The organism is Aurantimonas coralicida DSM 14790, assembly GCF_000421645.1.
Taxonomy (GTDB): Bacteria; Pseudomonadota; Alphaproteobacteria; order Rhizobiales; family Rhizobiaceae; genus Aurantimonas; species Aurantimonas coralicida.
Genome location: NZ_ATXK01000008.1, coordinates 61,937 through 82,705 on the forward strand (window position 1 = coordinate 61,937; position 20,769 = coordinate 82,705).

At 68.3% G+C, this 20,769-nt stretch carries 18 protein-coding genes; 1 reads left to right on the plus strand and 17 read right to left on the minus strand.

From position 1 onward, the window contains the following. Positions 1-26: 26 nt before the first annotated feature. The 5 genes from H536_RS0116020 to yajC form a co-directional block, all read right to left on the minus strand. Positions 27-1,820, minus strand: a complete 1,794-nt coding sequence (locus tag H536_RS0116020; RefSeq protein WP_024351438.1) for a DUF4153 domain-containing protein — start codon at positions 1,818-1,820, stop codon at positions 27-29. Between the two features lie 121 nt (positions 1,821-1,941). Beyond that, on the minus strand, positions 1,942-2,772 hold the full coding sequence (locus H536_RS0116025) for a phytoene/squalene synthase family protein (protein WP_024351439.1): 831 nt from the start codon (positions 2,770-2,772) through the stop codon (positions 1,942-1,944). A gap of 134 nt (positions 2,773-2,906) precedes the next feature. Continuing rightward, a complete protein-coding gene (locus H536_RS0116030; protein WP_024351440.1) occupies positions 2,907-3,296 on the minus strand; it encodes an Mth938-like domain-containing protein in 390 nt (129 codons plus the stop codon). Between the two features lies 1 nt (position 3,297). Next, positions 3,298-5,865: a protein translocase subunit SecDF gene (gene secDF / locus H536_RS0116035; protein ID WP_024351441.1), complete on the minus strand. Its 2,568-nt coding sequence runs from the start codon at positions 5,863-5,865 to the stop codon at positions 3,298-3,300. A 139-nt stretch (positions 5,866-6,004) separates the two neighbouring features. Next, complete coding sequence (gene yajC / locus H536_RS0116040; RefSeq protein WP_024351442.1) at positions 6,005-6,343, minus strand: preprotein translocase subunit YajC; 339 nt, start codon at positions 6,341-6,343, stop codon at positions 6,005-6,007. A 164-nt stretch (positions 6,344-6,507) separates the two neighbouring features. On the opposite strand from yajC, the gene H536_RS0116045 reads away from it, so the two are divergent. Next, the gene (locus H536_RS0116045; protein ID WP_024351443.1) at positions 6,508-7,395 is read left to right on the plus strand and encodes an ATP-binding protein; all 888 of its coding nucleotides are present in this window, start codon (positions 6,508-6,510) and stop codon (positions 7,393-7,395) included. Positions 7,396-7,473: 78 nt separating this feature from the next. Here the strand turns inward: H536_RS0116045 and H536_RS0116050 are convergent, their stop codons facing one another. The 12 genes from H536_RS0116050 to H536_RS0116105 all read right to left on the minus strand — a co-directional run bounded on the left by H536_RS0116050 (position 7,474) and on the right by H536_RS0116105 (position 20,769). Further along, positions 7,474-8,793 (minus strand): peptidoglycan DD-metalloendopeptidase family protein, encoded by a 1,320-nt coding sequence (locus H536_RS0116050; RefSeq protein WP_024351444.1) that lies wholly within the window; start codon positions 8,791-8,793, stop codon positions 7,474-7,476. 145 nt (positions 8,794-8,938) lie between these two features. Then, positions 8,939-9,601, minus strand: a complete 663-nt coding sequence (locus tag H536_RS0116055) for a protein-L-isoaspartate(D-aspartate) O-methyltransferase (protein ID WP_051141623.1) — start codon at positions 9,599-9,601, stop codon at positions 8,939-8,941. Continuing rightward, a complete protein-coding gene (surE, locus tag H536_RS0116060) occupies positions 9,601-10,356 on the minus strand; it encodes a 5'/3'-nucleotidase SurE (RefSeq protein WP_024351446.1) in 756 nt (251 codons plus the stop codon). Before surE ends, H536_RS0116055 begins: the two co-directional genes overlap by 1 nt. Then, on the minus strand, positions 10,356-11,639 hold the full coding sequence (serS, locus tag H536_RS0116065; RefSeq protein WP_024351447.1) for a serine--tRNA ligase: 1,284 nt from the start codon (positions 11,637-11,639) through the stop codon (positions 10,356-10,358). The genes surE and serS overlap by 1 nt, the downstream gene beginning before the upstream one ends. A gap of 47 nt (positions 11,640-11,686) precedes the next feature. Further along, positions 11,687-12,502 (minus strand): twin-arginine translocase subunit TatC, encoded by an 816-nt coding sequence (gene tatC / locus H536_RS0116070; protein ID WP_024351448.1) that lies wholly within the window; start codon positions 12,500-12,502, stop codon positions 11,687-11,689. Then, complete coding sequence (gene tatB / locus H536_RS22720) at positions 12,499-12,912, minus strand: Sec-independent protein translocase protein TatB (protein ID WP_244495435.1); 414 nt, start codon at positions 12,910-12,912, stop codon at positions 12,499-12,501. The genes tatC and tatB overlap by 4 nt, the downstream gene beginning before the upstream one ends. 116 nt (positions 12,913-13,028) lie before the next feature. After that, the gene (locus tag H536_RS0116080; RefSeq protein ID WP_024351449.1) at positions 13,029-13,262 is read right to left on the minus strand and encodes a twin-arginine translocase TatA/TatE family subunit; all 234 of its coding nucleotides are present in this window, start codon (positions 13,260-13,262) and stop codon (positions 13,029-13,031) included. Positions 13,263-13,306: 44 nt separating this feature from the next. Beyond that, positions 13,307-14,431 (minus strand): ABC transporter ATP-binding protein, encoded by a 1,125-nt coding sequence (locus tag H536_RS0116085; protein ID WP_024351450.1) that lies wholly within the window; start codon positions 14,429-14,431, stop codon positions 13,307-13,309. A gap of 89 nt (positions 14,432-14,520) precedes the next feature. Next, positions 14,521-15,540, minus strand: a complete 1,020-nt coding sequence (gene nagZ, locus H536_RS0116090; RefSeq protein WP_024351451.1) for a beta-N-acetylhexosaminidase — start codon at positions 15,538-15,540, stop codon at positions 14,521-14,523. Between the two features lie 128 nt (positions 15,541-15,668). After that, entirely contained in the window at positions 15,669-17,597 is a 1,929-nt protein-coding gene (locus H536_RS22725) for an SPOR domain-containing protein (protein ID WP_024351452.1), read from the minus strand. 85 nt (positions 17,598-17,682) lie between these two features. Beyond that, positions 17,683-19,434: an arginine--tRNA ligase gene (argS, locus tag H536_RS0116100; protein WP_024351453.1), complete on the minus strand. Its 1,752-nt coding sequence runs from the start codon at positions 19,432-19,434 to the stop codon at positions 17,683-17,685. A gap of 102 nt (positions 19,435-19,536) precedes the next feature. Further along, complete coding sequence (locus H536_RS0116105; protein ID WP_024351454.1) at positions 19,537-20,769, minus strand: deoxyguanosinetriphosphate triphosphohydrolase; 1,233 nt, start codon at positions 20,767-20,769, stop codon at positions 19,537-19,539.

A 20,769-nucleotide genomic window follows, 5' to 3' on the forward strand; every position in this document is an offset into this window, starting at 1 on the left:
CCTGATCGAAGACCCAGGGGCCGGGCTCAGCCGCCCGGCCGCTCCTGCCATTCGCCGGACCGGTAGTAGACCGTCAGCAGCGCCGACAGGATGGCCCCGTCGTCACCATCCCGCACGATCTGGCGCAGCGCCAGGCGGACACTGCGCCCGTTCGCGCCGGTGAGATCGACGACCTGCATCGGCAATCGGTCCGGCGCCGTCGCGTAGACCGCCTCCGGCAGGGCGTCGATCGCCACCCCGAGATCGAAGCGGTCTTCCGCCCCGCCGATCCGCAGCACCAACTCGCCACCTGCAAGCGCCAGCACCGCTCCTTCGGATGACGGGGCGTTGGTGCTGCTCGTCTCGCCGTCTGCGGGCCCCTCACGCAGGTCGCGCTCCGGGACGACGCGATCGAACCCGGCGATGTCGATCACCATCGGCGCATTGGCGGTGAAGCTGCGCAATTCGCGCACGCCGACGGGACCCGACAGATCGAGCGCCGCGAAAATGCGCTCGCGCCGGTCCGTTTCCTCCCCCTCCATCAAGTCCGACGGCAGCAGCGGCGCCAGGCGGTCGAGCTGGCTCACATCGTCGAGAACGTAGAGGCGCGAGCGCAGTTCGGCGGACTCGCGATCCGGCCGCTCAGTCGCGACCAGCCGGCGCCCGCCGGCGCCGTCGTCCACCACGAAGCGCTCGACGATGCGGGCGGCCTGACTGCGGCCAACCGTGTCATACGCGCCCCATGGCCCGAAGGCCGACACCGCCAGCAGCAACACCGGCACCGCTGCCATCCAGCGAATGTCGCCACGCGTGCGTCCCGGAAACTGCAGTGCGAGGACCAGCCACGCCGCCAGCGCCCCGAGGGCGAGGTAGTACCGCTCCAGCGTGAACCCCTGGGCGCCGATCCGCAGCCAAATCGCATAGGCGAGCAGCGACAGCGGCACCAGAAGCGCCAGGGCGAAATACCGTGTGAAAAGCCGCGTGGCCGCCGCGGCGCCGGCACGGAACGGATCGACCGCGATGCGCAGCATGAGGACGAACAGCGCGAAGAAGGTGACGATCCAGCCGATCTCGCCCTTCGGCACGTCGCCGGTGACGAGGATCTTGGCGGCATAGAGATGCAGGACCAGCGCCGTCGCCAGCACCAGCGGCACGGCGACCCAGTCGAACAGAATGCGCAGGCCCGAGATCAGCCGTTCGTCCTGTCCCGCCGGCATGCGCTCGTCGAAATGATGCGGGATACGGCCCAGCGCGAAGAGCGGCCCGACCAGCGCGAAGGCCGTGGCGAAGATATGCTCGTAGGCGTCGCCCGGCAGCCCGACCTCGAACAGGTAGCGGATCATCTCCAGGATCGCCGACAGGCCGAGGACGAAGAGCAGCACCGACAGAAAGGCGAGGCTGACGCCGACCACGGTCCAGAAGGTGAAGACCCAGAACCTTTCCGCATCGCGCAGGCCCAGATACCCCGCCAGCGGAACGGCGAAGGTCGCGGCAACGATCAGCGGTGGCGGAAACACCGCCAGCGCCGGCCCGGCCCAGATCGCCGCACCGACGACGAGCGCCACAAGGACAGACGCGCCCTGCCGCACCGCCACGGACGCGCCCCGCGCCTCCATCGCCAGCACCATGCCGACCGACATGGCCGCCGCGCCATAGAACGCCGCCAGCAGCCAGGCGAGATCGTCCTCGGCCACCGGATAGACATCCCGCAGGGCAAGGTTGGACAGGATAGCGATGGCGACGATCAGTAGGCTCGCCAGCGGAAAGCGGAAGGCCGCGACGCCCGCTCCCGCCGCCAGCGAGCGCCAGAACTGCCCGACATGCCGGGGCGCGGACCTCATCGTGCGCAATGCCATGGTGGGGTCGGCTTTCGGATCGGTTGGAAGTTCGTTGTGCTGGCCCGGATGCACGGGCCGCTGCGGCGATGTAAGCGCGGATCGCTCCGGCGGTCGATCCCCGCCGTCAGCGCCGCATCGTGCGCCAGTTGATGTAGGCCTTGCGCAGCGGGCCGATCTCGACGGGCTGGTCGAGCGTCGCCGCTCCGTCCCGTTCGATGAGGTCGAGGTAACGCCCCGCCAGCGCCGCCGGCAGGAAGGCCGGTCGCAGCGGCTTGGGAATGTCGCCGAGTTTGGTCGTCCAGGCGCGCACGTGCTGGCGCCCGAAGGCGGTCATCGCCGCGATCGCGCGGCCTGCCGGTTCCCGCTCGCCGCGGATCAGCTCTTCACTCGAACAGCCGGCAGCGGCGAGAATGTCGGCCGGCACGAAGACCTGCCGCCGGGCGCGGTGCTGCGGCAACAGGCGCAGGACGCCGGCGACCGTCTGGGCAACCCCGGCATGTCCCGCCGCATCGGCCTGCGTCTCCGCCGCGTCGCGCGCCAGCACCATCGCCGTCAGCATGATCAGCGTCGAGGCGGTCTCGCCGGCATAGGCCTCCAGCTCTTCGCTCGACGGCATCGGATCGTCATAGAGGTCGAAGATGCGCGCTTCGAGGAAGCGGTCGAACGCCGCACGCGGCAGGTCGTGGCGGGCGATCGTGTCGGCGACGGCAGCCGCGACCGGATGCCCGGCCGCGCCCTGGTCGGGCGCCGCCAGCGCGTCGCGCCACCATTGCAGGCGGATCTCGCCCGGCATCGGCTCGCTCACCGAATCGCGCACCCGCGCGGTCTCGATGTTGAAGGCATAGAGGGCGGCGACATCGTTGCGTTTGTCCGCCGGAACGAAGGCCAGCGAGATGGCCCGGTCGCGATCGGCCGTCTCCACCAGACGCAGGCACTCGGCGTAATTCTCGCTCAGATCCGTCATGGCCGTGTCTCAGCGCCTCGGCTTGGTTCGGGCTTCGGGCCCGCGGATGAAAGATGGTGTGGCGCGGCGCATCGGGCCAGTCGTTCGGCCGGCGTCAGACCGCCGCGGAGGTCACGAGAACTGGCTCAGTCGACCGCCACGAGCGCCGCCGCTACGGGCCGGCCTTCCGAGAGCATGATGTTGAAGGTGCGGACCGCCGCGCCCGTCGACATCGGATCGCAGGAAATGCCGACCTGGCGCATGCGGTCGGCCAGCGCCGGCGGCAGCCGGCGAATGTCCTTGCCGGTACCGAACAACAGGAAGCCGATCTCTTCGGCTTCCTCGAACACCTTCCCGAGACGTTCGCCGGTGAACGGCGCCTCGGCGGTGCCGTCCCAGCCGTAGATGCCGGACGGCAGGCACAGGATCGAGCCGCGATGCGACATGGAGGCGAAGCGGAAGCCGCCATTGCCATAGGCCTCGATCGGGGCCCGGCCCGGGAAATGGGCCTCGCGGATCTCGATACCCTTCGCCATGTCAGGCCTCGCGCGCCGTCGAGCCGCCCTCGCGCGCCGCCTCTTCCTCTTCCTTCTTGGCTGCGAAGTCCGAAGCCCGCAGCTTGAAGAAGATCAGCGCCGGTGCGGCGACGAAGATCGACGAGAAGGTGCCGATCGCCACGCCGAACAGCATGGAGGCGACAAACGAGCGGATCACCTCGCCGCCGAAGACGAACAGCGCCGCCAGCGCCAGCAGCGTCGTGGCCGAAGTCATGGTGGTGCGCGCCAGCATCTCGTTGTCGGACAGGTCGAGAAGCTGGCCGATCGGCATCTTCTTGAAGCGCCGCAGATTCTCGCGGACCTTGTCGTAGATGACCACCGTGTCGTTCAGCGAGTAGCCGACGATCGTCAGAATCGCCGCGACACTGGCCAGGCTGAATTCCAGCTGCGTCACGACCAGGAAGCCGAGCGTCAGGAAGACGTCGTTGACCGTCGCGATGATCGCGCCAAGCGCGAACTGCCACTCGAAGCGGATCCAGACATAGATTAGGATCGCGAAGAGCGCCGCCAGAACGCCGACGATCGCCGCGAAGGCCAGTTCGCCCGAGACGGTCGGGCCGACCACCTCGGTGCGGCGGAAGTCGTAGTCGGCCGCCAGGGCCTCCTGCGCCGATTCCACGATCGCCACCTGCGAGGCGTCGCCGCCCTGCGAGCCGATGCGGATCAGCGCCTCGGTCGGGGTGCCGAACTCCTGCACCTGCGCGTCCGGCACGCCGATTGCGCCGAGACGCTCGCGGATGTCGCCGATATCGGCCTCGCCATTCTTGGCCTGCACCTCAATGAGCGTGCCGCCGGTGAAGTCGATGCCAAGATTGAGCCCCACCGCGAAGAGGCCGCCCACCGATGCAACGCACAGAAGCATCGACAGGGCAAAGGCTTGCAGGCGGACCTTCATGAACGGAATGCGCGTGACTTCCGGCACCAGCCGGATGAAGCCGCGCGGCAGTTCCTTCGGCCGGCTGCGGCGCACCCAGGCGGCGACGAGCCAGCGGGTGAGCGTGAAGGCGGTGAAGACGGTCGTGATGATGCCGATGGCCAGCGTCACGGCGAAGCCGCGTACCGGCCCCGACCCCAGGAAGAACAGCACGACCGCCGCGATCAGCGTGGTGATGTTTGCGTCGAGAATCGTCGCCAGCGCCTTCTGGAAGCCGATGTCGATGGCCTGCACCACCGAGCGCCCCTGCCGGCGCTCGTCGCGGATGCGCTCGTAGATCAGGACGTTGGAATCCACCGCCATGCCGAGCGTCAGGACGATGCCGGCGATGCCTGGAAGGGTCAGCGTCGCGCCGATGACGGTCAGCACCGAGAACAGCAGCACCAAATTCACGATCAGCGCGATATTGGCGATGATGCCAAGGAAGCCGTAGGCGGCCAGCATGAAGACGACGACGAGGAGGGCGCCGATCACGCCGGCGGTCTCGCCGGCGGCAATCGAATCGGCACCGAGGCCCGGTCCGACCGTGCGCTCCTCGATGATGTTCAACGTTGCTGGCAGCGCGCCGGCGCGCAGCAGCACCGCGAGATCGTTGGCGCTCTGGACGGTGAAGCTGCCGCTGATCTGCGCCTGGCCGCCGAGGATCGCCTCGCGGATGTTCGGCGCCGACAGCACCTTCTCGTCGAGGACGATGGCGAAGGGACGCCCCACATTCTGCTGGGTGACCGAGCCGAAGCGCTGGGCACCCTGGGTGTCGAAGCGGATGTTGACGACCGGCTCGTTGCTCTGGCTGTCGAAGCCGGCCTGGGCGTCGGTCAGGTTTTCACCCGACACCATGATCTGGCGCTGCACGAGAACCGGCGCCGGGGTCGGGTCGTTGGTGTAGAGAAGCTCCGAGCCCGCCGGCGGACGGCTGCCACGGGCGACGTCCTCGGCCGAAGCGGTCACGTCGACGAGGCGGAAGGTCAGCTTGGCGGTCTGGTTGAGCAGCGCCTTGAGCCGCTGCGGATCGCCGAGACCGGGCACCTGCACCATGATGCGGTCGTCACCCTGGCGCTGGATCACCGGCTCGGTGGTGCCGAGCTCGTCGACGCGGCGGCGCACCACCTCGATCGACTGGGTCACCGCAGCCGACGTGCGATAGGCCACGCCCTCGTCGGTGAGCGACAGGGTCAGGACGCCGGGCTGCGGCTCGGCGATCGCTACCTCCGTCACCGCGCCGCCACCCAGCACGCTGCCGCTGGAGATCGGGTCGGTCATCGGCGACAGCGCCTCGCGGGCGGCCGCCACCTGTTCGGGGTCGCGCAGGCGGATCGTCACGGTGCGATCGTTGTCGGACAGGCCGGCATAGCCGATGCGCTCGGTGCGCAGCGCCTGCCGCGCGTCGTCGCGCAGGGTCTGCACCCGGTCGGCGACCAGCGACTGCGAATCCACCTCGAGAAGAATGTAGGAGCCGCCCTGCAGGTCGAGACCCAGCGTCACGGACTGCTGCGGGAACCAGGACGGCAGCTTGTCCAGCGCCTGCTGCGGCAGGACGTTAGGCGACGCATAGAGGACGCCGATGGCGACCGTCAGCCAGATCAGAAACGTCTTCCAGCGCGAGAAATAGAGCATGGGTGTCCCGACAGGGTCGACGGCCGCGCCGGTATTGCGCGCCGTTGGCAAGCGTTAAAACCGCCGCCACCGACCCTTGTGGCAAGGCCGGCAGCGACGCAATCTCAGTCCAGTGGCGCTGTGTGCCGCGCCAACACGGCTATTTGGTGTTGGCGGCGGTCGGCTCGCCCTTCACCCGGACGTCGGCGATGGTGCCCTGCATGACGCGCACGCGGGTCTGCTCGGAGATCTGCACTTCCAGCTCGCCGCTCTCGTGCACCTTGGTGACCTTGCCGACGATGCCGCCACCGGTGACGACGGTGTCGCCGCGGCGGATGTTCTTCAGCATCTCCTCGCGCTTCTTCATGGCGGTGCGCTGCGGACGGATAATGAGGAAATACATGATCGCGAACACGGCCACGAACGGCAGAACGCTGATCAACAGATCGCTCCCCCCCGCTGCGGAACCCGTCTGGGCGAAAGCCTCGGTCACGAACATGGAAAAAACCTCTCAGAAAATCGGCACAGGGTCATGCCTTGCGCGACGCAGCGCCGACAGCAGGGCCTTTACGATGTGCGCGGAATATACGATCGGTCGCCCCGAATGCAACAAGCGTCCGCCGGGCCGACGATCCGGCGAAGCTTCGAGACGAAAGAGCCGCCATGGATGCCGCAGAACTCGCCAGCCTGAAGCACACGATGGACCGGATCGCGGGGGCGCTGGAACGGCTTGCGCCGCCCCCTGCCCCGGCGCCTGACTTTACGGCGGCGGACTGTTTCGTCTTCGACCCGCCGGCTGGGCTCGTGCCGGTTCCCTCGGTCAACCGCGTGCCGATCGCCCTGCTGAAGGGCATCGAGCGTTCGCGCGACATTCTCCTGGAGAACACCGACCGCTTCGCCCGAGGCCTGCCGGCCAACAATGCGCTTCTCTGGGGCGCCCGCGGCATGGGCAAGTCGTCGCTGGTGAAGGCGGCGCATGGCGCGGTCAATGCCGGGCTCGACGCGGGCGCGGCGCCGGTGAAGCTGATCGAGATCCACCGCGAGGACATCGACCATCTGCCGCGGCTGATGGGGATCGTGCGGGCCGCGCCCTACCCGTTCCTGCTGTTCTGCGACGACCTGTCCTTCGACATGGGCGATTCGGCCTACAAGTCGCTGAAGGCGGCGCTGGAGGGCGGCGTCGAGGGACGGCCGGAGAACGTCCTGTTCTACGCGACCTCGAACCGGCGCCATCTCCTGCCGCGCGACATGATCGAGAATGAGCGGTCGACGGCGATCAATCCCGGCGAGGCGGTGGAGGAAAAGGTGTCGCTCTCCGACCGGTTCGGCCTGTGGCTCGGCTTCCACCGCTGCAGCCAGGACGACTATCTGGCGATGATCGACGGTTATCTGGCCGCCTACGATCTCGACGTCGATCCGGATCGGGTCCGCCACGAGGCGCTGGAATGGGCGACGACCCGGGGCAGCCGCTCCGGCCGCGTGGCCTTCCAGTTCGTCCAGGATCTGGCCGGGCGCCTCGGCCGGACGCTGACGCCGGTCGCCGACAGCTGATCCCCTGAAGCCAAACGCAAATGGCCCGACCCCGCTGCTGTCCGCGGGGCCGGGCCTGTCACGCCTGGAGGTCGGCGTCTACTGGAGGTACTTGGTCGGATCGACCGGGGCCGAATCCTTGCGCACCTCGAAGTGCAGAAGCGGAATGTCGGTGTCGCCCGACATGCCGGACTTGGCGATCTGCTGACCGCGCTTGACCTTGGCGCCCCGCTCCACGTCGATCTGGTCGGCGTGGCCGTAGACGGTGACGAGGCCGTTGTCGTGCTTGACGAGAACGGTGTTGCCGAACTCCTTCAGGCCGTCGCCGGCATAGATCACGACGCCGTTCTCGGCGGCCTTGATGGGCGTGCCACGGGGCACCGACAGGTTGAGGCCGTCATTGCGGCGCGAGCCGACCTTCTCGCCGAAGCGATTGACGACGCGGCCCTGCACCGGCCAGCGCAACTGGCTGATGCCCGTGGAGTTCGGCGCGACGGCCGCCACCTCGGTCTCGACTTCCTTGCTGACGGTCGTCGACGGGCTGGCCGCCTTCGGCGTTTCGCTGGCCGACGGACGGCCGGACTTCTCGGCGGTCTTGGGCGGCGAGTAGGATTTCGGCGCCGCACTGTCGGCCTCGACCTTCTGCGGCTCGGCCGGACGCTGCGGCTCCGGCGCGGCCTTGGGCTCGGCAGCCGCGACACGGGTCGGTGCCGATGCGCCGGCCGGCAAGGTCAGCGTCTGGCCGATGCGGATGGTGTCGTCGCTCATGCCGTTGGCGCGCTTGATGTCGGCAACGGAGACACCGGTGCGGCGTGCGATACCCAGCAGCGAATCGCCGCTCTCGACCTTCACGCTGCTGCCGCCGCTGGCGGCGGCCGATCGCGTCGGCTGCGAGGCCGACGACTGCATCGGCCGGCTCTGCGGCGAGACGACACGGGCCGCCTGCTCACCGAGCGTCGAGGGCGGTGCGCCGCGGGTGGCGGGCACCGAGGACGAGGTCGGCGCGGCGGAAGCCTGCGACTGCGGTGCGGTGGCGTAGCTCGGCGGCGGCGGAGGCGGCAGCTGGCTGGTCTGCACGGCGCCCGAGGTGGCGACGCCGCCCTGCGGATAGCTGTTCGCGGCCGTCTGGTAGGAGCCCTGGTTCTGCGCCGGGTAGCCCGATGCCGCCTGGGCGCCGTTGCCATAGGCCGGCATGCCCCGGGAGACGCTGCCGGTGTTCATGGCATCGACATCGCCCGGATAGGGCTGGCTGGCCGCCATCTGGTTGCTGGCCGGCGCCTGCGGCACGGCTCCGGTGTAGAAGCCATCGTCGAAACGCACGACGTCGGAGCTGCAACCCGCCGCGAGGCCGGCCAATCCCACCATCGCGACGGAGCGCACCATTCTGAGCCGCACGGATTTCAGCACATTGATACGCATCGCCGTCCCTTGAGCACGCTAGTTTACTCTTGGACCTATTGAAGCGCGTTAATCTTACTGCCCGGTTAAGTCGCGGGGCAAAAACGACATTTCTTGGACGTTGACGCCATGTTTGACGGCCCTTCGACGCCTTGTCGTGCCCCGATCAGAGGACGTCGGCCGTGCCGAAGGCCAGCGGCTGATAGCGCACCGTGCCCAACGGCTCGCGCTCGAAGCGGCTGCCCACCTTGCGCAGGCGCAGGAGTTCCTGCGGCCCGTCGCCCGGCCCGAGCGCGCAGATCATCGCTGCGTTGGAGCCGAGCTGGTCGAGGAACTGCCGCGGCACGGCGGGAAACGCCGCATGGACGATCACCCGGTCGAACGGCGCCCCGCCGGCAAAGCCGTCGCGCCCGTCTTCCAGGAACAGCGAGATGTTGGTGATGCCGATGTCGCGCAGCCGCCGACCCGCCGGCTCCACCAGCCCGCGATAGCGGTCGAAGGAGCTGACATGGGTGGCGAGCCGGGCCAGGAGCGCGGTGATGTAGCCGCTGCCGGTTCCGATCTCCAGAATCCGGTGCGCCGGCTGCACGTCCAGCGCCGCCACCAGCCGCACGGCGGCCAGCGCCCCGTGCATGGTCTCGCCGCAGGCGATGGGGGCCGAGCGGTTCTCATAGGCGTTGGCGATGCCCTCGGGCAGGAACAGCCGCCGCGGCACCGATTCCACCGCTTCCAGAAGCCGTGCATCGGTGATGCGCTCCGACCGGAGCGACAGGAGGAAGGCCGCCAGATCCTCGCGGTCGCGCCCCATGCCTTCGCCGGTCGGCGCCATCAACCGAGCAGCGTGCGCAGCTCGTCGCGCAGCGCATGGGCGGTCAGGTCGAGATGCAGCGGCGTGACCGAGATCCGCCCGGCCGTCAGGGCGGCCACGTCCGACTGTTCCACTTCGGCGCCGGCCTGCCGCCCGAACTTCAGCCAGAAATACGGGAAGCCACGGCCGTCGCGGCGCTCTTCCATGCCCAGCGAATAGTCGAGCTTGCCCTGGCGCGTGACCTCGATGCCCTCGACCGCGTCGGCTTCGACCGCCGGGAAATTCACGTTGATCAGGTGTCCGGGCGGGGTATCGAACGCCATCAGGCGCTCGATCAGCGCCGGCGCATGGGTCTCGGCCGTCTTCCACAGCGCTTCGCGGTGGCTGCCGGGCTTGAACGCCTGGCTGAGCGCGATCGAGCGCAAGCCCAGCATCGTGCCTTCCATGGCACCGGCGACCGTGCCGGAATAGGTGACGTCGTCGCAGATATTCTGCCCGGCATTCACCCCCGACAGCACCAGGTCCGGCGGCGAATCCATCAGTTGCTTGACCGCCATGATGACGCAGTCGGTCGGCGTGCCGGACAAGGCGAAGCGGCGCTCGTCGATCTTGCGTAGGCGCAGCGGCGAGGACAGCGTCAGCGAATGCGACAGCCCGCTCTGGTCGGTCTCCGGCGCCACGACCCAGACGTCGTCCGTCAGCTCGCGTGCGATCCGCTCCAGCACGGCAAGCCCTTCGGCGTGGATGCCGTCGTCATTGGTCAGCAGCAGGCGCATCAGGCCGTCCTCTCGATCCGTTCGAGCCCGCCCATATAGGGCCGCAGGACCTCCGGAACGGTGATCGAGCCGTCTTCGTTCTGGTAATTCTCCATGACCGCGATCAGCGCCCGCCCGACGGCGACGCCGGAGCCGTTCAGCGTGTGAACGTAGCGCGCGGCCTTCTCGCCCTCGACGCGGTAGCGCGTGCCCATGCGGCGCGCCTGGAAGTCGCCGCAGACCGAACAGCTGGAGATTTCGCGGAACGCGTCCTGCCCCGGCAGCCAGACCTCGATGTCGTAGGTCTTGCGGGCACCGAAGCCCATGTCGCCGGCACAAAGGGTCACGACCCGGTAGGACAGGCCGAGACGCTTCAGCACCTCTTCGGCTGCCGCGGTCATGCGCTCGTGCTCGGCAATCGAGGAGTCCTCGTCGGTCACAGAGACCAGCTCGACCTTGTAGAACTGGTGCTGGCGCAGCATGCCGCGGGTGTCGCGTCCAGCCGAGCCGGCTTCCGAGCGGAAGCACGGAGTCAGCGCGGTAAAGCGCAGCGGCAGGTCGCCCGCCCCCAGCACCTGCTCGCGCACCATATTGGTCAGCGGCACCTCGGCGGTCGGGATCAGCCAGCGGCCTTCGCTGGTGTGGAAGAGATCCTCGCTGAACTTCGGCAACTGGCCGGTGCCGAACAGCGCCTCGTCGCGCACCAAGAGCGGCGCGGCGGTTTCCTGATAGCCGTGTTCGCCGGTGTGTAGGTCGAGCATGAACTGGCCGAGGGCGCGCTCCAGCCGGGCGAGCTGGCCCTTCAGGATGGTGAAGCGCGAACCGGAGATCTTTGCCGCCTGCTCGAAATCCATCAGGCCGAGGCCCTCGCCGAGCTCGTAATGCTCCTTCGGCGCAAAGCCGAAGTTCGGCGCCTCGCCGTGACGGCGGATCTCGACATTGTCGGCTTCGTCCGCGCCCTCGGGCACGTCGTCGAGCGGGATGTTCGGAATGCGGGCGAGCGCGTCCTCGAGCGACTTGTCGATGCGCCGCTCGGTCTCCTCGCCGTCCTGGATGGCTTCCTTGATCTCACCGATCTCGCGGATCAGCTCCTCGGCGCCGGCTTCGTCGCCGGTGCCCTTGGCCTTGCCGATCGCCTTGGACGCCTCGTTGCGCCGCCCCTGCAAGGTCTGCAGGCGGGTCAGATGCGCCCGGCGCTCTTCGTCGAGTTTGAGAAGCTGATCGGCCAGGGGCGCGGCGCCGCGTCGTGCGAGGGCCGCATCCAGCTTGTCCGGATTGTCACGTATCCACTTGATGTCGAGCATTGATTCCCGTTTCCCGACCGACGAGCGGCGGGATCCGGGTCATGCCGTCAGCTATCGGCTTGCGCCTCGCTTTCGCGCTGCCGCTGGGCCCGCTTGCGTTCGATCATCCGTGCCGCAAAGATCGACACCTCGTAGAGAAGGATCGTCGGCAGGGCAAGACCGATCTGCGACATCGGGTCGGGCGGCGTCAGGATCGCCGCGGCGACGAAGGCCAGCACGATGGCGTATTTGCGCTTGTCGGCCAGCCCCTGCGAGGAGGTGATGCCGGCCCGCACCAGAAGCGTCGCCACCACCGGAAGCTGGAACACCAGTCCGAAGGCGAAGATCAGCGTCATGATCAGCGACAGATATTCGGAGACCCGCGGCAGCAGCTGGATCGCGGCCTGTCCGCCGGTTCCCGTCTGCTCCATCGACAGGAAGAACCACATCACCATCGGGGTGAAGAAGTAATAGACCAGCGCCGCGCCGAGCAGGAACAGCAGCGGCGTGGCGACGAGGAACGGCAGGAACGCGCCGCGCTCCTCGCGGTAGAGGCCGGGGGCCACGAATTTGTAGATCTGCGAGGCAATCAGCGGAAAGGCGAGGAAGAAGCCGCCGAAGGCCGCGATCTTCACCTGGGTGAAGAAGAATTCCTGCGGCGCCGTGTAGATCAGCTCGACCTGCTTGTTGTGCACGCCGGCCCATTCCGTCGCTGTCTGGTACGGAACGACGAGGAAATTGAAGATCGGCTTGGCGAAGAAGAAGCAGAGGATGAAGGCCACGAGGAAGCCGCCGAGGCTCCACATCAGCCGCGTGCGCAGCTCGATGAGGTGCTCGATGAGCGGCGCCGAGGAGGCCTCGATATCGGTGTCGTTCCGACTCACGCCGCGTCCTCGCTCTTCTTCTGGGGCGCGGCATCCGCGCTTTCGGCAGGCTTGTCCGCCGGCTGCGGGCTGTTGGTCGCCCCCGCCTTGTCGGGTTCGGCCGCAACGGCCGCACCGGAGGCGCCCGGCACCTTCGGTTCGGGCGCCTTGGTCGCGGCCTTCAGCGACGAGCGAATCTCGTCGCCCACCGCCTTCATCGGGTTCATCGCCGCACGCACGTCCTTGGTCGGATCGAGATCGCGCACCTTGCTCACGGTGTCCCTGACATCGTCGAGCTCAGCCTCGCGCAACGCATCGTCGAACTGGCGGCGGAAATCGCCGGCCATGGACCGCAACTGCTTGCTGGTGCGCCCGAACGTGCGCAGCATGCGCGGCAAATCCTTTGGCCCCACGACGACCACCAGGATCACCGCAACGACCATGAGTTCGGACCAGCCGATATCGAACATTTCAGCGTCTCGGAAACAGCGAACTGACCTGATGACGACGGCGCACCGTCGTCATCGATGACCTCATGTGCAGGCGATCAGTTGACCGTCTTCTCCCGCTTGACGTCGCGGGCCACCACGTCGGCCTCGTTATGGTCGAGCGACCGGCGCTCCTGAGCAGCCGCCTCGGTCTCGTCCTCCGACATGCCCTTCTTGAAGCTCTTGATGCCCTTGGCAACGTCACCCATCAGTTCCGGGATCTTGCCGCGACCGAAGAGCAGCAGCACGACCGCAAGGACGATGAGCCAATGCCAGATGCTGAAGCTACCCATTATAAAATCTCCCTGGAACGCGTAAGGCGTTCGATCTTCCCAAGCTAGCGATCGTCCGCGGACTTTTCAAACACGATAACGTCTTGCGGATCAACGGAAACAACGACGTCGCGCCGCCCCTGCTCGACAATTCCCGCCCGCATGCGCGAGCGCAGCGGATAATCGAGCCCCTCGATGGCCACGGTCATCAGATCGACGCTGCCCAGAAACCGCCGTGCGACGATCCGTCCAAACACGCCGTCGTCCCGCTCCTGCAGGCGCAGGCCCGTCAAACGCAGGGCCACGGTCATCGCCGTGCCGTCCGGCAGGGCCGTGTCGGCGACCGGTCCGAGTGCCGTCACCACGCGGCCGCCGCGCACATTGCCGTCGATGACGTTGAGCTCGGAAAAGAATCCCGCGGCAAAGAGACTGGCCGGGCGACTGTAGAGTTCGGCCGCCGTGCCGAGCTGCACCAGGCGCCCGTCGCGCAGAAGCGCGATTCGGTCGCCCATGCGCATCGCCTCCTCGGCGTCATGGGTCACAATGATCGCGGTCGCACGGCTTTCGCGCAGGATCTGCAGCGTGTCGGTCCGCACCACGTCCTTCAGACGGCTGTCCAGGCCGGAGAACGGCTCGTCCATCAACAGCACCGAGGGGCGCGGCGACATCGCCCGCGCCAGCGCCACGCGCTGCTGCTCGCCGCCCGACAGGGTGTGCGGATAAAGCCCGGCGGAGCCGCTCAAGCCGACCCGCTCCAGCGCGGCCATCGCCTCCTTGCGCGCCGCGTCCCCCGACATGGCGGTCAGGCCGAAGCGGACATTCTCGGCAATGGTCATGTGCGGAAACAGCGCGAAGTCCTGGAACATCAGGCCGATGCCGCGCTTTTCCGGCGGTACGAACGCCGTCTCGCCGGCGATCTCGCGACCGTTCAGAACCAGCCGTCCCGCCGTCTGCCGCTCGATCCCCGCGGCGATCCGCAGGAGCGTCGTCTTGCCGGACCCGGATGGCCCGAGCAGACACAGGATCTCGCCGGGCTCGGCCGCCAGATTGATGTCGTTCAGGATCTGCGTGTCGCCGACCGCGTGCGAGACGTTCTCGAAGGCGAGACGGGCGGCAAAGCTGACGCCGGCGCTCGTCCTGCTCGCGGATTTCTGGGATGGCGCGACGGCGTCGCGGGTCCGGTCATGCACGTTGGACAGCCCGTCACTCTGGTCGGCCGGCGCGCGCGCCCAGCCTTCTGCGCTCTGGCTAACCCTTCGCCGCGGCGACGGCAACCGGTTCAGGCGACGCGGGCGACGAGTTCGCGATATTCCGCCCGCAGCGCGGCCTCGTCGGCCGGCACGATGGGCGCGATGCAGGCCTCGGCGGCGGCGGCGCGGCGCTCGCCCTCTCCTGCCAGCGGCTGCGCGGCGTCAGCGACCTTGCGCATCTCCGCCATGTCGCCATTGCAGTGGAGGACGACGTCGCAGCCGGCATCGAGGCATTCGCGGCTGAGGTCGCCGAGATCGCCCTGCAGCGCCTTCATCGAGATGTCGTCGCTCATCAGGAGACCGTCGAAACCGATCTCGCCGCGAATGACCTCCTCGATCACCACGGGCGACAGCGTCGCCGGGCGACGGGCATCGATATCCGTATAGAGAATATGCGCGGTCATCGCCGCCGGCACCGTGTTCAGGGCCCTGAACGGGGCGAAATCTGTCCGGGACAGCTCGGCGCGGGGCGTTGTGACCACCGGCAGGCGGTAATGGCTGTCGGCATTGCCGCGGCCATGGCCGGGAATATGCTTCATCACCGGTAGGCCGCCGCCGGCCACAAACCCGTCCGCCACGGCCTGACCGAGGGCGGCGACGGTGTCGCCGTCAAGGCCGTAGGCACGATCCCCGATGACCGAATCCGCACCCTGCACCGGCACGTCGAGGCACGGCACGCAGTCGGCATTGATGCCATAGACCATGATGTCGGCGGCCAGCAGCCGGCCCTGCAGCCACGCGGCGCGCACGCCCGCCTCGGCATCGGCGGCATGCAGCCGACCGAGATCGGCCGGCGTCGGATAGGCCGGCGCCATCGGCGGCTTGAGGCGATTGATCCGCCCGCCTTCCTGGTCGATGAAGACCGGGATCGCGGCGCGCCCGCCGATCTCGCGCAGTTCGGCCGTCAGATCGGACAGTTGCGAGGCGTCGGAGATGTTGCGGCCGAAGACGATGAAGCCCCAGGGCCGCTCGTCGGCGAAGAAGGCGCGTTCGTCCGCCGTCAGGCGAAGCCCGGCCGGCGCGGCAATCCACGCCTTCGATCCGCTCATTCCCGTCTCCTGTGCGTGCACGGATGGTCCCGCGTCAGCGCCGGGACGTGTGTCTGTGTGAAGAATGGAAGGAGCCGTCCCGCGCGAGGAACGGCCCGTCAGTGCGACGCCGGCAAGGCCGGCGACGCTCAGCGCGCCACGAAGCAGCTGCCGCCGGCTGATTTGAGCTGGGAGCACAGGCTCGTCGCCTCGTCCTTGGAGCCGGTCGCCACGCGCACCCGGTAATAGGTGCCCTTGCCCGGAATGTCGGCCGACTGGATGACGAGGTTACGCCCGCCGATCACGCCGGCATAGCGCTGGCCGAGCGCCTGGGACGATTCCCGCGCCGCCGTTTCGCTGGGCTGCGAAGAGATCTGGACGTAATAGCCGTCACCGGTAGGGGCCGTCACGGCGGCGGGCGCCGCTGCGGGCTGTGCCGCGATGCTGGCGGTTTCCGTGGCCGAATCGACGGCCGGCTCCGGCGCGACCGGGGTCGGCGCCGGGGCGACGGCGGCCGGCGACACCTGCGGCTCGGGCTCTGCCGTGGCGAGCGCCGCCACGCGGGTCGCGGCGGAGGCCGGTCGCGTCGGCTTCATCGCCGGCACGGGCATGCCCGGTGCAGGCTGTCCTGCCGATGCTGTGTCGTCCACCGTCTCGGTCGTCGCGGCATCGGCCGCGTCCGTCGCCAGTTCCACCGGACGCGAGGCGGCCGGGATCATCGCCGGGTTCTCGCCGCGCAGATCCGCCATCGACGTCTCGGGCACCGTGTCCTCGGTGACCAGCGTGCCATCCGGCCGCACGGTCAGGGTGCGCACGCGCCGCGGCGTCAGGACCGCGATCGGCTCGGCAGAGGCGGATGCGTCGGCGACCCGCACGGAGCCGTCGCCGATCCCGTTCGACGCGGCACGCGCCGTGCCGATCGGGCTGAGATCGACGCCCGGCAGATCGTTGGCGACCTGCGAGGGCAGTTCCAGCGGCTCTTCGGCTGCCGACAGGAGAGTGGTCTGCGATGGCTTGATGTCGGCGTCGGCGCTCTGGACGCGCTCGTAGACCGCCTTGTTCTGATTCGGCACGGCGCGGCCGCCCGGATCCTTCGGCGCGACCTTCACCGGCTCGGGATCGGCGCGCACGATCAGCACCTCGTCGGAGCCCGCAACGCCGCCGCTTCCGGATGCGTAATAGGCGCCAACGCCGCCGAGCAGCGCGATGACCAGCACACTGGCGCCGAAGCCGAGCGAACGGGGCGAGAAACGTCCCTGCCCTGCCGCGAGCATGGCGCCGGCGGCCCGGTGAGACGCACCGCGAACACCGCGGCCATCATCGAAACGATCGTCGAGCGATTCGACGCCGAAGGCATTGCTGTCGTCCTGGGCGAGACCGGCATGGCCGTGCTGCGGCGCGGACGGTCCGGCCGCTGCCATGCGCGTATCGGCACCGTCCCATGCCTCGTTGATGCGCTGCACCTGCGGCGTCGTGGTCATCGCCGCGAGTTCGCTGGCGATCAGTTCGTCGAAATCGTCGAGCGGCTTGGTGCTGGCCTGCGGCATCGGCGCAGGCTCGACCCTTGCCGGCGCAAAAGCCTCGCTGTGATGCAGCGGCGTGCCGCGCGGATTGGCCGGAGCCGACAGGCCACGCAGCGCGACCTCCAGCTCGTCGTCGATCGCGGCGTCGAGCTGGGCCTCGGGGGCAGCCGGCGTCGTCGCGGAGCGCGACTGGCTGGCAAAACCCGTAGACGCGGCAGAAGCGCCGCGCGGCGACACCCAGTTCGCATAGGAATTGGTGATGGTCTCGTCGTCGCGGGACGGCGCGTCAGCAGCCATCGCAGGCGCTGCGAAATCGTCCATCGATTCGAAGCTGCGGTTGAATTCCTTGTCGAGGACGCCGGCCAGGGCCTCCTCGTCGAAACCGGTCGCATCGCCGGTCGGCGCGGCAGCGGCGTCACGCTCGGCGCGCACCGCAGGCTCCGCGCCCCAAGGCTGATCGATCAGTTTCGCCAGATCCGCGAACGGATCTTCGTCAGGCGTCGCCGTCAGCCGGTCCGTCTTCGAACCCGCGCCGTTCATGTCCCCCGTCGACATTCACACCCCCGCCTATCTTCGTGCTCCGGAGGCGTCCGGCCCCTTCTCGTGGGCTAGGGGACGAACTTGACCAAAGCGTGATCGGTCAGCGCATTTCTTCCGGAGCGTCGACCCCGATCAGGCCGAGTCCCGTAGCCAGAACCAGCGCCACGGCCTTCACCAGAGCCAGTCGGGCCAAGGTGATCTTGGCCTCATCAGCGTTAACAAACCGTAATTCCGGCAGGTCCTTGCCGCGATTGTACTGCGCGTGGAACGACGATGCGAGGTCGTAGAGATAGAAGGCCAGCCGGTGCGGCTCCTTTGCATCGGCTGCCGATTTGATCAGCCGCGGGAACTCCGCGAGCTTGCGGATCAGGCCGATCTCGCCCTCGTCGTTCAGGAGATCCAGCGTCTCGCGGTCGAGCGAAGCGAAGTCGGGCAGCGTCAGCCCGGCCTCGACGGCCTGGCGGAAGATCGCGGCCGAACGGGCATGGGCGTACTGCACGTAGAAGACCGGATTGTCCTTCGACTGCTCGGTGACCTTCTGGAAGTCGAAGTCCAGCGGCGCGTCGCTCTTGCGAAACAGCATCATGAAGCGGACGGGATCGCGGCCGACCTCCTCCACCACGTCCGCCAGGGTGACGAAATTGCCGGAGCGCTTCGACATCGTGACCGGCTCGCCGTTCCGGTAGAGCTTCACGAGCTGGCACAACAGCACGTCCGCCGTCGCGGTGCCGCCGGACACCGCCCGCGCCACGGCTTCCAGCCGCTTCACATAGCCGCCGTGATCGGCACCGAGGACGTAGACCATCTCCTGGAAGCCGCGCTCGAACTTGTCGCGGAAATAGGCGACGTCGGCGGCGAAATAGGTGTAACGGCCGTCGGACTTCACCAGCGGCCGGTCCTGGTCGTCGCCGACCTCGGTCGAGCGCAGCAGGGTCTGCTCGCGGTCTTCCCAATCCTCGGGCAACTGACCCTTGGGCGGCGGCAGCGAGCCCTGATAGACGAAGCCCCGCTCCCGCAGATCGGCGATTGCGGCGGCGATCTTGCCGCCATTGTCGTCATGCAGGGTGCGCTCGGAGAAGAACACGTCCTGCTCGATGCCCAGCAGCTTCAGATCGGCGCGGATCATTTCCATCATCGCGTCGATGGCCCGTTCGCGCACCAGCGGCAGCCATTCCGCCTCGTCCATCGCAAGGAGCCGGTCGCCGAACTCGCTCGCCAGCTTTTCGCCCACCGGCTTGAGGTACTCGCCGGGGTAGAGACCGGCCGGGATCTCGTCGATCGTCTCGCCCAGCGCCTCGCGGTAGCGCAGCAGGGCCGAGCGCGCGAGAACGTTCACCTGCTCGCCGGCATCGTTGATGTAGTATTCGGTGGTCACCTCGTCGCCGCCGAAGGCCATCAGGCTCGCCACGGCGTCGCCCACGACCGCGCCGCGGCAGTGGCCGACATGCATCGGCCCTGTCGGGTTGGCCGAGACATATTCGACATTCACCCGGCGGCCGGTGGCAGGCGCCCGGCCGAAATCGCCGCCGGCGGCGAGAATGCCTGCCAGATGCGCGATCCAGAAGGGCTGGCAGAGCTTCAGATTGATGAAGCCCGGCCCGGCGATCTCGGCCGTCTCGACATCGGGATCGCGGGCAAGATGCGCGGCGATGCGGGTGGCCAGATCGCGCGGCTTCAGGCCCAGCGGCTTGGCCAGCACCATCGCGGCGTTGGTCGCAAGGTCGCCATGGGCGGCATCGCGCGGCGGCTCGACCGTGACGCGCGCCAGATCCGGCACGCCGCTTTCACTATCGGAAAGAACGGCTTCGACCGCAGCCTTCACGCGCGATTCGAAATCGGCGAAGATGTTCATCCTGGACCTCGACTGGTTCCGGCGGCCGCCGTCGCGGCGCGGCCCGGACGTTCTGGCGGCCGGGCGTCACGCATCTGCGTGCCTTAAAGAAGGAAAGGCCGGCTAGCGCAATTGCGGAGTGACGTCAAACAGCCGGCGATGCTCGGCCATGGCGAAGGTATCGGTCATGCCCGAGAGGTAATCCGAGACGCGCCGCGCCAGCTTGTCCGCCGGCAGCCTGTCCGCATCGCGGCTCCAGTCGCCCGGCATCAGGTCGGGCCGCGCCATCAGCCGCTCGAACAGCGCATCGACGATGCCTTCGGCGGTGCGCATCACCTGCATGATGCTCTCGTTGCGATAGACCCGTTCGAAGAGGAAACGCCGCGTCTCGTCCACCGCCTGACGCATGGCCGGCGAGAACAGCACGATCGCGCGGTCGGCCGAGCGGATGTCCCCTGCATTCTTCGGGTCGATGGCGGCGATGCCGGAGAGCGCCGTGCCGATGACGTCCTCGACCATGCGGGTGATGTGGCGTCGCAGGATCTCGTGGCCGGTGCGGGTGCGGTCGAGACCGGGATAGGCCTCCTCGACCTCCTTCAGGATGGCGCCGGCGAGCCGCAGCTCGCGCAGATCCTCCACGTCGATCAAGCCGGCCCTGAGCCCGTCGTCGAGATCATGGGTGTTGTAGGCGATGTCGTCCGAGATCGCCGCGGCCTGCGCTTCGAGGCTGGCGAAGCCATCGAGCTCCAGCGGGAACAGCGCGTCGAAATCCGCCACGGGCCTCGGCAGCAGCGTGCCCGGCTCGGCCCGCGGCCCGACCAGCGGGCCATTGTGCTTGACCAGCCCCTCCAGCGTTTCCCAGGCCAGGTTCAGCCCGTCGAACTCGGCGTAACGATGCTCCAGCGCCGTGACGATCCGCAGCGACTGCGCGTTGTGGTCGAAGCCGCCATAGGCCGCCATTTGCCGGTCGAGGGCCCGCTCGCCGGCATGGCCGAAGGGCGTGTGGCCGAAATCGTGGACCAGCGCGATGGCCTCGGTCAGATCCTCGTCGAGCCGCAGCGCCCGGGCGAAGGCGCGGGCGATCTGCGACACTTCGATCGTGTGGGTCAGGCGGGTGCGGAAATGGTCACCCTCGTCGGCGACGAAGACCTGGGTCTTGTGCTTCAGCCGGCGAAAGGCGGTCGAATGGACGATCCGGTCGCGATCGCGCTGAAACGGCGTGCGGGTGCGGCTGGCGGGTTCGGGATAGAGGCGGCCGCGGGATTCCTCGGGCTGCACGGCGTAAGGGGCACGGGCGATGCCGCCCATCCCGATCCGCGCGAATGCCGCGTCGCGTGTTCCCTGGGATTCATCCAT